Here is a 12,548-nt window from a genome sequence, read left to right on the forward strand (position 1 = left end):
GGCCCGTCCGGGGTTTGACCGCGGGCGAATGCCGGACACGCCAGCACATCTGGGTAGGGCGGTCGGTCAGAAGGCCTGGTGGGTGCCGAAGGTGCGCTTCCAGTAGGTCAGCGGGGCCGAGGGGGTCGAGTCGGCGCCGATCACGTCGCCGATGAGCAGCACGTGGTCGCCGGCCTCGACGAGCTGGGCGAGCCGCAGCGCGACCCAGGCGTGGCGATCGCCGAGCGCCGGAGCGCCGTTCTCGACGCGCCACAGGACGTCGGCGAACTTGTCGTCGCCCTTGCCGGCGAAGCGCAGGGCCACCTGGTCGTGATGGGCGGCCAGCACGTTGACACCGACCACGGAGCCGATCCCCAGACGGGTCAGCAGGTTCGAGCTGCGGTCGAGGGCGAACGTCAGCATCGGCGGGTCCATCGAGAGCGACATGAACGCGCTGACGGTCGTGCCGTGGGGGACGCCGTCGGTCAGGGTCGTGACGACCGAGACCGACGCCGTCACGTTGCCCATCGCGCCACGGAAGGCACGCTGGACCGAGGTCTCCGGCAGTCCGGTCGTCGAGGTCATGGCTCCGACGGTAGGCGCTCGCGCCAGCAACGCTCGCCGATCCCAGATGCCGGACGCGCGACGCGGGTCACGCCTGGGGACGGCCCCCGACCATCCACCCACTGAGACGAGCCATCCGCAGCGTGGACTCACGGCTACGTTGCTCGCTCGTGACCCGACCCACGCCGACCCAGCGCGCCCGCACCGTGCTGCCGCACGTGCTGCTGCTCGCCGGCCTGCTCGCGCTGTGGACGATCGTGGCGGTCTCGGACGTCGTGTCGCCCTCCTACCTGACCCCCAGCCCGCTGGAGGTCTGGGACGCGTTCGTGCGCGCCAACTCCGACCACCCCATCGGCGGCGGCGTCGACCGGATCGTGCGCGGCGAGGAGAACTACTACCTCTGGGAGCACCTGCTCGCGAGCCTGCAGCGCATCGGCCTGGGCCTGGCGTTCGCGATCGTGGTCGGCATCCCGCTCGGCCTGCTGATGGGCGTCCGAGCGATCGGGTCGCTGCTCGGTCCGTACGTCGACTTCCTGCGGTCGATCCCGCCGCTCGCCTACATCGGCTTCCTGGTGGCGTGGTTCGGCATCTACGACACCTCCAAGGTGTGGCTGCTGTTCCTCGCCGCGTTCCCGCCCATCGCCCTCGCGACGCTCAACGGCGTCCGCGGGATCCGCGAGGACTACCTCGACGCGATCCGCACCCTGGGCGCCGGGCGCCTCGGCACGGTCCGGCTCGTCGTGCTTCCGGCGACGCTGCCGGACATCCTCAGCGGCCTGCGGGTCGCCGTCGGCTTCGCGTGGACCACCGTGGTCGCCGCGGAGCTCGTCAACGGACTGCCAGGCATCGGTGGCCTGGCCTATCTCTCGGGGTCGCAGAACAAGATCGCCCTGTCGGTCGCCTGCATCATCGTCATCGGCCTCACCGCAGTCGCCCTTGACCTCCTCATCCGCACCGCGGAACGACAGCTCGCCGGTTGGCGAGGGAAGGACTGACCATGAAGACCCGCTCCACGACCCGCTGGGGGGCCGCGCTCGCCGCGACCGCCGCCCTGCTCCTGTCCGCCTGCAGCCTCGGCGGCGAGGAGACCGCCGCCGACAGCAGCGCCTGCCCCTGGGAGGCCGACGAGTCGGTCGACACCACGGTGCGGATCGGCTACCAGAAGATCCCCAACGGCGACGTCGTCGTCAAGGACCAGAAGATCCTCGAGAACTGCCTCCCGAACGCGACGATCGAGTGGAGCAACTTCGCCTCCGGCGGCGACGTCATCCAGGCCTTTGGCGGCGGCAGCCTCGACATCGGCCTGGCCGGGTCCTCGCCCAGCACCCGCGCGCTCTCCGAGCCGCTGAACCTGCCGGTCTCGGTCATCTGGATCCACGACGTGATCGGCTCGGCCGAGTCGCTCGTGGTGCAGGAGGGCGTCGCGACCGACATCGTCGGCCTCAAGGGCAAGACGATCGCGACGCCGTTCGGCTCGACCGCGCACTTCTCGCTGCTGCAGGCGATCGCCGACGCCGGTCAGGACCCGACCGAGTACAACCTCGTGAACTCCGAGCCCGAGCAGATCGCGCCGGCCTGGGGCCGCGGCGACATCGACGCGGCCTGGATCTGGGACCCGACGCTCAGCCAGCTCAAGGACGAGGGCGGCGAGGTCATCCTGACCAGCGAGGACACCGCGGAGGCCGGCAAGCCGACGTACGACCTGGCGATCGCCGACAACGCCTTCATCGCCGACAACCCGAAGGTCCTCGAGACCTGGGCCCGCGCGCAGGACTACGCCGTCACGCAGATCGCCGAGGACCCGGACAAGGCCGCGGAGAGCGTCGCCGTCGAGGTGGGCGTGTCGACCGACGAGGCCAAGGGCCTGTTCGACGGCTTCGTGTTCCTGACCGCTGAGGAGCAGGCCAGCGCCGACTGGCTGGGCGGCAAGCTCGGCGAGAACCTGTTCGCCACGGCGCAATTCCTGCTGACCCAGGACGGCATCGCCGCCGTGGCCGACGCCTCGGTCTACGCCGCAGGTGTCGACGCGGGTCCGGCCGAGGCTGCGGCAGCCGCGCAGGGGGACTGAGCGGCGTGACGCAGCACGAGGTCGTCGTCCGTGGACTGGAGCACGAGTTCCGGTCCACGGGCGGCGCCGTGCGTGCGCTCGACCGGATCGACCTGACGATCGAGCCCGGCGAGCTGGTCACGCTCGCCGGGCCCTCGGGCTGCGGCAAGAGCACGCTGCTGCGGATCCTGGCCGGGCTCACCGCGCCGACCGTGGGGACCGTCCACGTGGGCGACGAGCTCGTCGAGCGCCCTGGCGCCGATCGCGGGGTCGTGTTCCAGCGCCCGACGCTCTACCCGTGGCTCGACGTCCGGGCCAACGTCGAGATCGGCCTCAAGCTGCGCGGCGTGCCGAAGGACGAGCGGCGCGAGGCGGCCGAGCGCCAGCTCGCGACGGTCGGTCTGGCGGACTTCGCGGACAAGCGGCCGTACGAGCTCTCCGGCGGCATGCAGCAGCGCGCCCAGATCGCCCGGGTGCTCGCGAACGACCCCGACATCATCTTGATGGACGAGCCGTTCGGCGCCCTCGACGCGCTAACCCGCGAACGGCTGCAGGCAGAGCTGCTCAACCTCTGGCGGCGCACGGGCAAGACGATCCTGTTCATCACCCACAGCGTCGACGAGGCGGTGTACCTCGGCTCCCGCGTGCTCGTCATGAGCCCGCGGCCCGGCCGGATCGTGTTCGACGAGCCGGCGCGCTTCCTCCGCGACGGCTCCCCCGTCCCGACCGACGAGGTCCGCACCCTGCCGGAGTTCGTCGACCTCACGACCCGCGTCCGCGACGCCATCAGCCACTGAACCCTCCGCACGCCCTTCGAGGCTCCTCGTTCCTCGTCGCGCCTCAGGGCCCGGGAACGGGACCGCCCCCTGAGGTGCGACGAAGGAGCCTCGAAGGGGGCACCGCCACCACCTCGCCTCTAGCGGGTCAGGTGGTCGAGGAAGGCGATCAGCAGCGCCTCGCGCAGCCGCGGCGGGGCGACGTCGAGCAGGGCGTTGACCGGGGCCATCTGGGCCGGTGCTTCCACGGCACCGCCCTCGCCGGCGAGCCCGGCGACCTGGAGCAACCCGGCGAACGCGGCGTCGTCGAGCGTCGCGGGGTCGATCGCCTCGGCCGCCGCCCGCAGACCCTCGTCAACCTGGATCGGCCCGCGCTCGACGGCCGTGCCCACGGCGGTCCGCAGCGCGTCGAGGAACTCGGGCACCGAGGCGGCCGTGGCCGCGGAGAGGCTGACGTGGAGCGTGGCCGGTGAGCCGGCGAAACCCATCTGGGGCTGCACGAACCAGCCCTGCTCGAGCATCAGGTCGCTGATCGTGAACACGTCGCACGTCTCGTCGGCGGCGATCGCGACCAGCGTGGAGTCGGGCTGGGCGACGACGTCGAGGTGCGGGACGTCGGCGATCCCCGCCACGACCGCTGCGGTCCCCTCCAGCGCCGTGCCGACGAGCCGCGCGTAGCCCTCGTCGCCGAAGTACTGGACGACCGCCCACGCCGCCGCGAGCGGTCCGCCCGACTTGGTCGACTGCACGGTGGAGTTGAGCATCGTGTAGCCGGGCCAGTCGGCGCTGGCGAAGAACTGGTCGCGCCGCAGGTCCGGCGTGGCGTGCAGCAGCAGCGAGACGCCTTTCGGCGCGTAGGCGTACTTGTGGAGGTCGGCCGAGATGCTGGTGACGCCCTCGACCGCGAAGTCCCAGGCCGGCGCGTCCGGGGTCCACGGCAGCACCCAGCCGCCGATGCAGGCGTCGACGTGGAACCGCAGCCCCCGCTCGCTCGTCAGGGCCGCGATCTGCTCGATCGGGTCGATCACGCCGTGCGCGTAGGACGGGGCGGAGGCTGCGACGAGGACGACACGGCCTGCGTGATCGTCGATCGCGGCGGCCATCGCGGCCGGATCGGCACGGTAGGTCACCGGGTCGACCGGCACGGCGACGCGCTCGACGCCGAAGTAGTGAGCCGCCTTGTGGAACGCGGCGTGGATCGTGGTCGGCACGACCATGACGGGGCGCTCGACCGCGGCAGCATCGCGTGCGGTCTTGACGGCCAGCAGGATCGACTCGGTCCCCCCGGAGGTGACGGTGCCGACGACCCCGTCCGAGCCGTGGAACAGGCGCCGCGCCGTCGCGACGAGGTCGGTCTCCATCCGCAGCAGGCTCGGGAAGGCCGTGGGGTCGAGGCCGTTCGTCGAGCCGTACATCGCCAGGGCGCGACGGCCGAGCTCGTCGGCCTCGGCGACGCCCGAGTCGTAGACGTAGGCGAGGGTCCGGCCACCGTGGGTGGGGAGGTCGCCCGCACGCAGGTCCTCCAGCTCGGCCAGCACGTCGGCGGCCGGCAGGGGCGCCGGGCCCTGGGCGGCGGGATCAGGCAGGGCCACGGCGGATCTCCTCGTCGAGTCGGTAGCCCCGCAGGGCCAGCAGGCTGGCCGCGACGATCGCGGCCGGCAGCAGGGTGAATCCGAGGCGGATCGCGAGCACGGTGCCGTCGGACTGGGTCACGTCGACCTCCGCGGACGACGACACGTACCCGCCGGCTGCGAGCACCAGGGCGAACACCGCAGGGCCGAGGGCCAGGCCCAGGGTCTCGCCGGCGGTCCACACGCCCGTGAACACGCCGACCCGGTTCTCGCCCGTGCGGGCCGCGTCGCGTGCGGCCACGTCGGGCAGCATCGCCATCGGGAACACCTGGGCGCCCGCGTAGCCGACGCCGACCACGGCCGCACCTGCGTACGCGAGGGCGGGCAGGCCTGGCAGTGCCGCACCGATCAGCAGCATGCCGACCACCATCGCCAGTGTCGCGAGGACGTACCCGGACCGCTTCGTGCGGGTGCGGGAGTACCGCTCCCACAGCGGCGTCACGAGCAGCGCGGGCCCGACGAAGGCCGCGAACAGGATGGTGGCGGCGGCCGTGGTGTCGAGCACGTCGTCGGCGACGTACGCGACCCCCGCGAGCATCGTGCCCACGCCGAGGGCCTGCAGCACGAAGGTCAGCAGGAGTGGCCGGAAGTCCGCCGAGCCGGCGACGAGGCGGAGCTGGTCGCGGAAGCTGCCGCTCGGGGTCTCGACCCGGTGCTCCGGCGCGCCCCGCGTTCCCCACCAGGCGCCGACGACTCCGACCACGAGGATCACGGCGACGTACAGACCCATCAGCCGGTACCCGGCGGGCGAGTCCTTCCCGACCGCGTCGACGACCATCGGCGCGGTGGCACCCGACAGCAGGATCGCGACCGCGAGGATCGCGACCCGCCACGTCATGAGACGCGTGCGCTCGTCGTAGTCGAGCGTCAGCTCGGCCGGCATCGCGACGTACGGCACCTGGAAGAACGCGTACGCCGTGGCGCAGAGCAGGAAGGTCACGACGACCCACGCCGCCGCCAGGCCCGTCGGCTCGCTCGGGCCGGCGAACATCAGCGCGAAGAAGAGGGCCAGCGCCAGTCCGCCTCGCAGCAGGAACGGGTGCCGGCGACCGGCCGGGTGTGTGCTGCGGTCGCTGATGCGGCCCGCGACCGGGTTGAGCACGACGTCCCAGGCCTTCGGCAGGAACACGATGACCCCGGCGAGCACCGCCGCGACGCCGAGCGTGTCGGTCAGGTACGGCAGCAGCAGGAGGCCCGGGACCGTGCCGAACGTGCCGGTCGCGACGCTGCCGAGGCCGTACCCGCGCCGCACCCGGGCGGGCAGGGCCGCGGCAGTGGCGTCGGTCATGCTCGCCAGGCTAGGCCAGACCGGGGTCCGATCGGCTCACGTCCCGCACCTCGAGTCGCTCGCCGCCCCGCCACCTCCGCCCCCTGAGGTGCGACGAGGTACGAGGAGCCTCGAAGGGGGCACCTCAACCAGCGGAGGTGTCGTCGTCCTTCGGGCGCAGGTGGGTGAAGGCCTCGAGGTTGCGGGTCGACTCGCCCCGCAGCTCCCGCCAGGCCCACTCCTTGCGGATCGACGTCGCGAAGCCGAGCTCGAGGATCGTGTTGAACGACTCGTCGGCGTAGGTCAGGACGGCGCCGAGCAGGCGGTCGACCTCGTCGGCGGTGACGGCGTGGAGCGGGATGCGTCCGTCGAGGTAGATGTCGCCCGCGGAGTCGACCGCGAACGCGACCCCGAACATCTTGAGGTTGCGCTCGAGCAGCCAGCGGTAGACGCCCTCGTGGTTCTCGTCGGGCCGGCGTGCGACGAAGGCGTGGATGCCGAGCGCGTGCTTGCCGACCTCGAGGCGGACGTTGGTCTTCAGCTTGCGCTCGCCGGGCAGGTCGACCTCGAACACTCCCGGGGAGTGCTCGACGTGCTCGATCTCGGCGTCGGCGAGCGCCTGGGCGATGACGTCACGTGCGGACATGCAGGGCTCCCTCCTGGGCAGCGGCGTAGGACTCGAGCGTGCGGGCGGCCGTGACGTCCCAGCCGAAGCCCTCGGCGTGCAGGACCGCCTTGGCGCCCATCGCGTCGCGCAGGCCCTGGTCGGTCAGGAGCGGACGCAGCGCTGCGGCGTACGCGGCCGGGTCCTGCCGGTCGACCAAGATCCCGCTGACGCCGTCGGAGACCGCGGTCGGCAGGCCTCCGACCCGCGCCGCGACGACCGGCGTCCCGCAGGCCTGGGCCTCGATCGCGACCAGCCCGAACGACTCGTTGTGCGACGGGACGCAGACGACCGTGGCGGCGGCGTACCAGTCGGCCAGCTCGTGCTGCGGCACGGTGGGCTCGAAGCGGACCAGGTCGTCGAGCCCGAGGGTGTGCGTCAGCTCGGCGAGGGCCGTGGGCCGGTCGAGGCCCGAGCCCGAGGCCCCGCCCACGACGGCGACCTGGAGCCGCGAGCGCAGCGACGGGTCGTCGGCGACGAGGCGGGCCGCGGCGGCCACGACGAGGTCGGGCGCCTTGAGCGGCTGGATGCGTCCCGCGAACAGGACCAGCGCCGCGTCGGGGTCGATGCCGAGCCGTGCTCGTGCCTCGGCCTGCCGACCGGCGCGGAAGCGGTCGAGGTCGACGCCCGGGTGCACCACGTCGACGCGGGACGGGTCGGCGTCGTAGAGGTCGACGAGCTGCGACCGCTCGTCGTCGGTGTTCGCGACGAGACGATCGGCGAGCCGCACGATCTCCTCCTCGCCCCAGACGCGGCCCCGCGGCTCGGGGGCGTCGCCCTCGGCCAGGCTGGCGTTCTTGACCTTCGCCATCGTGTGCATCGAGTGCACCAGCGGGATGCCCCAGCGCTCCCGCACGACCGTGCCCACCTGGCCGGACAGCCAGTAGTGCGAGTGCACGAGGTCGAAGTAGCGGGGGCCGTGCTCGGCCTCGACCCGCAGGACGTCGCGGACGAAGGCGCACAGCTGGGCCGGCAGGTCCTCCTTGCGCAGGCCCTCGAACGGCCCGGCGGCGACGTGCCGCACCGTGATGCCGGGGGCGACCGCGGCGAACGGCTCCTGGTGGCGCGAGGTGGCGCGCGTGAACATCTCGACCTCGACGCCCGCGGCGGCGAGCCGCTTCGACAGCTCCAGGACGTAGACGTTCATGCCGCCGGCGTCACCGTCGCCCGGCTGCGCCAGGGGCGAGGTGTGGGCCGACAGCATGGCGACCCGACGAACACTCACGCGTCCATCATCGCTCACGGCACGGAATCAGCGAATCGTCGCCTCCCTGACCTGTGCGTCGCCTACGATCCAGCCATGACGACGACCCGCCGCCTACTGATCCTGACGACCCTCACCTTCGCAAGCCTCCTGCTGGCCGGATGCGGAGGCACCACCGAGACAGAGCGCGACGAGGACGGCGCCGTCACCGAGACGAACGAGGACGCCAGCGTCTTCGACGTCAAGGTCGGCGACTGCTACATCCTCCCGGACAGCTCCGGCTCCTCGGGAACCTCCGAGGTCGACACCATCACGGCCGTGCCGTGCAGCGACCCGCACGAGGCCGAGGCCTACCACGAGGTCGAGCTCGACAGCGGTGACTACCCGGGCGATGCCGAGATCCAGGCCGCCGTGGAGGAGGCCTGCGCACCGGCCTTCGACACCTTCGTGGGCCTGCCCTACGAGGAGTCCACGCTGGACGTGTACCAGCTCTTCCCGACGCAGGACACGTGGGAGCAGCTCGACGACCGCCTGATCTCGTGCCTCATCTACGACCCCGCCAACGCCGAGCTGACCGGCACCCTCGAGGGCGCAGCGCGCTGACCCCCGTTTCCCGCCTGCTGCGCCCCCGCGCGACGATGGACGCATGACGAACATGCGAACCGCCGTCGTGACCGGGGCCAGCAGCGGGATCGGCGCCGCCACTGCTCGTGAGCTCGCCGCCGCGGGTTTCCACGTCTACTGCGCGGCGCGCCGGCTCGACCGCCTGGAGGCGCTCGCCGCCGAGATCGGCGGCACCGCGGTCAGCTGCGACGTGACCGACGCGGCCGACGTCGCCCGCCTGGCCGAGACGGTCGGCGGCACGCTCGACGTCCTGGTCAACAACGCCGGGGGCGCGCTGGGCGTCGATCCCGTCGCCGAGGCCGACGTCGACCACTGGCGTCGGATGTTCGAGATCAACGTGATCGGCACGGTCCAGGTGACGTCCGCCCTGGTCCCGGCCCTCGACGCGAGCGGCGCCGGCACGATCGTCAACATCGGCTCGACCGCGGGCCACTGGGTCTACGAGGGCGGCGGCGGCTACGTCGCGGCCAAGCACGCGGTCGCCGCGGCGACCGAGACGCTGCGGCTGGAGCTCAACGGGCGACCGATCCGGGTCACCGAGATCGCGCCCGGCATGGTGCAGACCGAGGAGTTCTCGCTCGTGCGGCTCGGATCGCAGGAACGGGCCGACGCGGTGTACGACGGCGTCGAGGACCCGCTCAGCGCCGAGGACATCGCCCAGACGATCGGCTGGGTCGTCGGCCGGCCCGCGCACGTCAACGTCGACCTCCTGGTGATCCGCCCGCTCGCCCAGGCCAGCAACAAGAAGGTTCACCGCGGCCCGCTCCTGCGCCGCCCCTGACCACCCCCGCCCCGGGCGGTGACTTAGGGACGTGTCCCCGCCCCCGGGCGGTGAGTGAGGGACGTGTGCGGGGTCCCGACAGGTCCCTCACTCACCGCCCGGGGGCGGGAGAGGTCTCTCGCTCACCGCTCCGGGCGGGGCGGAGGGCCCAGGGCAGGACGAGCAGCGCCCAGACCACCGAGAGCACGATGATCTCGACCGCGACGTACCAGGGCCACGCTGGCAGCAGGTCGAGCGCGGAGGCCCGCTGCGGCTTGCGGTTGACGTAGCCGTAGTTCGTGCCCGCCGCGACGTTGAACGCGTAGACGCCGACGAGCCACACCAGCGTCGCCGCGACCGCGCGCTTGTACGTGCGCCACGTGGGTCCGATCCCAAGGCCCGGCACGAGCCAGAACCCCGCCCAGATGATCAGGACGTGCATCGCCCAGAACATCAGGAACCGCGGCTCGGGGAACGGCGACGACAGGTCCGGCGTCAGCATCCCCTGCATCGTCAGCGTCAGGCCCCAGAGCCACGTGATCGTCGCGGTCGTCTTGTTGCCGGTCCAGAGCGCGTGCACCGCGACCATCCAGGCCAGGTCGCACAGCTGCAGCGGCAGCGACGTGTTCAGGCTCCACTCGTCCGGCGTGAACTGCAGGATCTGCAGCGGCACCGTGACCGCCGCGACCGCGACCGCACCGGCCCGTGAAGCCGCCGTGGCGGCCGGCGTGCCCCGACGGGAACGCCCCGCCAGGACGACCAAGACGATCCCCACCGCGAAGATCGCGAGCACCGCCAGGTGCGAGGTGTCGTACGCCTCGAAGTCGTCGGCCGCGAGCATGGCCGCAGAGTAGCGCGGGAAGTGGTTGCCCCGGGGAACGAACGGCGACCCCTGGGTGTTGACTGCTCTCGTGGACCAGACGCCGACTTCCGGGAGCTCGACGCCGGAGGGACGCGTGGAGCGAGGCCCGGGAGGCGTGGCCTACGGCGTGGCGGCCTACCTGTTCTGGGGCTTCATGCCGCTGTACTGGCCGCTGCTGGATCCCGCGGACCCCCTCGAGGCGCTGGCGCACCGCGTCGTGTGGTCGATCGTGTTCGTCGGGCTGCTGCTGACGCTGACCCGCCGCTGGGGCTCGTTCCTGGCGATCCTGCGGCAGCCGCGCCTCGTGGTGCTGCTGTTCCTCGCGTCGGTCGTGATCGCGGTCAACTGGGGCGCCTTCATCTACGGCGTCACGAACGATCGCGTCATCGAGACCTCGCTGGGGTACTTCATCAACCCCCTCGTCACGGTGCTCGTCGGGGTGTTCGTGCTCGGTGAGAACCTGCGGCGCCTGCAGTGGACCGCCGTGGCGATCGGCTTCGTCGCGGTCGTGATCCTGACCGTCGACTACGGCCGGCTGCCGCTCGTGGCGCTGGCCGTCGCGTTCTCGTTCGCGGCCTACGGGTTCCTGAAGAAGAAGGTCTCGCTCGGCACGATCGAGACCCTCGGCGTCGAGACCCTGCTGCTCTCGCCGTTCGCGCTCGCGTTCCTCGTCTGGCTCGGCGTGCAGGGCACGCTGGCGTTCGGCCACGCCGGCACCGGCAACGCGCTGCTGCTCGCGGGCACCGGCGTCGTGACCGCGATCCCGCTGCTGCTGTTCGGCGCGGCCGCGACCCGGTTGAAGCTCTCGACGATCGGGCTGCTGCAGTACCTCGGGCCGGCGCTGCAGTTCGTCGTCGGTCTCCTGATCTTCAAGGAGACGATGACGTCAGCGCGCTGGGGCGGATTCGCCCTCGTCTGGCTCGCGCTGGTGCTCTTCACGGTCGATGCCCTGCGGAGCCGCAAGCGCCCCGTCCCGGTCGCCCCGGTCCCCGTCTGAGGTCGCCCCTGACTCGACCAAGGTTTCGAGGCTCGTCGCTAGAGCTCCTCGCACCTCAACCACCGGTGGTTGAGGTGCGAGTGCCGCCTGCGGCGCGAGCCTCGAAACCTGAGGCTCGCGCAGGGGGTCAGCCGAGGCGGGTGGCGACGGCGTCGCAGAGCTGCTCGAGCGCGGCGCGAGCCGGGATGTCGGGCAGCGAGTGCAGCAGGGCGCGCGCGGCGTCGGCCTCGGCGTGGACGTAGGAGCGGGCCTCGTCCATCGCCGGATGGGCGCGCAGGGCCGTGAGCGCCTCGGCGTGCTCGGCGTCGTCGACGAGCGGCTTGGAGAGCAGCTCGCGCAGGCGCGCATCGGCCGGGTCGCTCGACTGCAGGGCCAGGAGGACCGGCAGCGTGGGGACGCCCTCGCGCAGGTCGGTGCCGGGCGTCTTGCCCGACTCCCCCGTCTCGCTGGCGATGTCGATGATGTCGTCGCGCAGCTGGAACGCCGCGCCGATGCGCTCGCCGAACTCGGTCAGCGCGCGCTCGACCTCGACCGGTGCCGCCGACATCATGGCGCCGAAGCGGGCCGCCGTGGCGATCAGCGAGCCGGTCTTGTCGGCGACGACCTCGAGGTAGTGCTTGAGCGGATCGGACTCGCCGGGGCCGATCGTCTCGCGGATCTGGCCGTGGACCAGGCGCGAGAACGTGCGGGCCTGGATGCGGACCGCCTCGGGGCCGAGCGAGGCCACGATCTCGGACGCCTGCGCGAAGAGGAAGTCGCCGACGAGGATCGCGAGGGTGTTGTCCCAGCGGGCGTTGGCGCTGAGCGCACCACGGCGCTTGTCGGCCTCGTCCATGACGTCGTCGTGATACAGCGTGGCCAGGTGGGTCAGCTCGACCACGACGGCCGACGGCACGACGCCCGGGGCAGCCGGGTCGCCGAACTCGGCGCTGAGCGTGACGAGCAGCGGCCGGAACCGCTTGCCGCCGGCGCGCAGCAGGTGCGTGGCGGCCTCGGCGACGAACGGCTCGTCGCTGTGCGCCGCGTCGGCCAGCTGCCGCTCGATCTCGGAGACCCCGGCGAGGATCCTGGCCTCCAGGGCCGGGTCGTCGACCGTGACGGGCAGCGCCGACGACGGGGTCTGCCCCGAGCCCACTGACTGCCCTGCGCCTGCTGCCGGCACTGCGCCTCCTG

Annotated in this window: 13 protein-coding genes; 6 read left to right on the forward strand and 7 right to left on the reverse strand. The window is 72.2% G+C overall.

All coding sequences use genetic code 11. From position 1 onward, the window contains the following. Window positions 1–66: 66 nt before the first annotated feature. Window positions 67–564 (reverse strand): flavin reductase family protein, encoded by a 498-nt coding sequence (locus ABD127_RS10675; RefSeq protein ID WP_344201055.1) that lies wholly within the window; start codon window positions 562–564, stop codon window positions 67–69. Window positions 565–713: 149 nt separating this feature from the next. On the opposite strand from ABD127_RS10675, the gene ABD127_RS10680 reads away from it, so the two are divergent. From ABD127_RS10680 to ABD127_RS10690, 3 genes are read left to right on the forward strand one after another with little or no spacing between them, the layout of a single operon-like run. Then, a complete protein-coding gene (locus ABD127_RS10680) occupies window positions 714–1,538 on the forward strand; it encodes an ABC transporter permease (RefSeq protein WP_344201058.1) in 825 nt (274 codons plus the stop codon). Window positions 1,539–1,540: 2 nt separating this feature from the next. After that, window positions 1,541–2,611 carry a taurine ABC transporter substrate-binding protein gene (locus tag ABD127_RS10685; RefSeq protein ID WP_344201061.1) on the forward strand — a complete coding sequence of 357 codons (1,071 nt, stop codon included), beginning with the start codon at window positions 1,541–1,543 and terminating at the stop codon, window positions 2,609–2,611. 5 nt (window positions 2,612–2,616) lie between these two features. Further along, window positions 2,617–3,387, forward strand: a complete 771-nt coding sequence (locus ABD127_RS10690) for an ABC transporter ATP-binding protein (protein WP_344201064.1) — start codon at window positions 2,617–2,619, stop codon at window positions 3,385–3,387. A gap of 119 nt (window positions 3,388–3,506) precedes the next feature. On the opposite strand, the gene ABD127_RS10695 is transcribed toward ABD127_RS10690, so the two are convergent. The 4 genes from ABD127_RS10695 to mshA form a co-directional block, all read right to left on the reverse strand. After that, window positions 3,507–4,958 (reverse strand): pyridoxal phosphate-dependent decarboxylase family protein, encoded by a 1,452-nt coding sequence (locus ABD127_RS10695; RefSeq protein ID WP_344201067.1) that lies wholly within the window; start codon window positions 4,956–4,958, stop codon window positions 3,507–3,509. Beyond that, window positions 4,945–6,285 carry an MFS transporter gene (locus ABD127_RS10700; RefSeq protein WP_344201069.1) on the reverse strand — a complete coding sequence of 447 codons (1,341 nt, stop codon included), beginning with the start codon at window positions 6,283–6,285 and terminating at the stop codon, window positions 4,945–4,947. Before ABD127_RS10700 ends, ABD127_RS10695 begins: the two co-directional genes overlap by 14 nt. A 124-nt stretch (window positions 6,286–6,409) precedes the next feature. Beyond that, entirely contained in the window at window positions 6,410–6,910 is a 501-nt protein-coding gene (locus ABD127_RS10705; RefSeq protein WP_344201072.1) for a type III secretion system chaperone family protein, read from the reverse strand. Then, entirely contained in the window at window positions 6,897–8,153 is a 1,257-nt protein-coding gene (gene mshA, locus ABD127_RS10710; RefSeq protein WP_344201075.1) for a D-inositol-3-phosphate glycosyltransferase, read from the reverse strand. The genes ABD127_RS10705 and mshA overlap by 14 nt, the downstream gene beginning before the upstream one ends. 75 nt (window positions 8,154–8,228) lie before the next feature. On the opposite strand from mshA, the gene ABD127_RS10715 reads away from it, so the two are divergent. Continuing rightward, complete coding sequence (locus tag ABD127_RS10715) at window positions 8,229–8,735, forward strand: septum formation family protein (protein ID WP_344201078.1); 507 nt, start codon at window positions 8,229–8,231, stop codon at window positions 8,733–8,735. 43 nt (window positions 8,736–8,778) lie between these two features. Further along, a complete protein-coding gene (locus ABD127_RS10720) occupies window positions 8,779–9,537 on the forward strand; it encodes an SDR family NAD(P)-dependent oxidoreductase (protein ID WP_344201080.1) in 759 nt (252 codons plus the stop codon). Between the two features lie 91 nt (window positions 9,538–9,628). On the opposite strand, the gene ABD127_RS10725 is transcribed toward ABD127_RS10720, so the two are convergent. Continuing rightward, the gene (locus ABD127_RS10725) at window positions 9,629–10,357 is read right to left on the reverse strand and encodes a YwaF family protein (protein WP_344201083.1); all 729 of its coding nucleotides are present in this window, start codon (window positions 10,355–10,357) and stop codon (window positions 9,629–9,631) included. Between the two features lie 115 nt (window positions 10,358–10,472). Here ABD127_RS10725 and rarD point away from each other — a divergent pair, with 115 nt between their 5' ends. Next, window positions 10,473–11,375, forward strand: a complete 903-nt coding sequence (gene rarD / locus ABD127_RS10730; protein ID WP_344201084.1) for an EamA family transporter RarD — start codon at window positions 10,473–10,475, stop codon at window positions 11,373–11,375. A gap of 127 nt (window positions 11,376–11,502) precedes the next feature. Here rarD and ABD127_RS10735 read toward each other — a convergent pair whose 3' ends face one another. Continuing rightward, window positions 11,503–12,537 (reverse strand): polyprenyl synthetase family protein, encoded by a 1,035-nt coding sequence (locus ABD127_RS10735; protein WP_344201087.1) that lies wholly within the window; start codon window positions 12,535–12,537, stop codon window positions 11,503–11,505. Window positions 12,538–12,548 lie beyond the last annotated feature (11 nt).

It is taken from the genome of Aeromicrobium alkaliterrae, assembly GCF_039529015.1.
Classification (GTDB): domain Bacteria; phylum Actinomycetota; class Actinomycetes; order Propionibacteriales; family Nocardioidaceae; genus Aeromicrobium; species Aeromicrobium alkaliterrae.

What these genes read in the sequence shown, in the direction of transcription:
- ABD127_RS10675 (WP_344201055.1), bottom strand. Translation starts at nt 564, where the DNA reads ATGACCTCGACGACCGGACTGCCGGAGACCTCGGTCCAGCGTGCCTTC.
- ABD127_RS10685 (WP_344201061.1), top strand. Translation starts at nt 1,541, where the DNA reads ATGAAGACCCGCTCCACGACCCGCTGGGGGGCCGCGCTCGCCGCGACC.
- ABD127_RS10700 (WP_344201069.1), bottom strand. Translation starts at nt 6,285, where the DNA reads ATGACCGACGCCACTGCCGCGGCCCTGCCCGCCCGGGTGCGGCGCGGG.
- ABD127_RS10705 (WP_344201072.1), bottom strand. Translation starts at nt 6,910, where the DNA reads ATGTCCGCACGTGACGTCATCGCCCAGGCGCTCGCCGACGCCGAGATC.
- ABD127_RS10715 (WP_344201078.1), top strand. Translation starts at nt 8,229, where the DNA reads ATGACGACGACCCGCCGCCTACTGATCCTGACGACCCTCACCTTCGCA.
- ABD127_RS10720 (WP_344201080.1), top strand. Translation starts at nt 8,779, where the DNA reads ATGACGAACATGCGAACCGCCGTCGTGACCGGGGCCAGCAGCGGGATC.
- ABD127_RS10725 (WP_344201083.1), bottom strand. Translation starts at nt 10,357, where the DNA reads ATGCTCGCGGCCGACGACTTCGAGGCGTACGACACCTCGCACCTGGCG.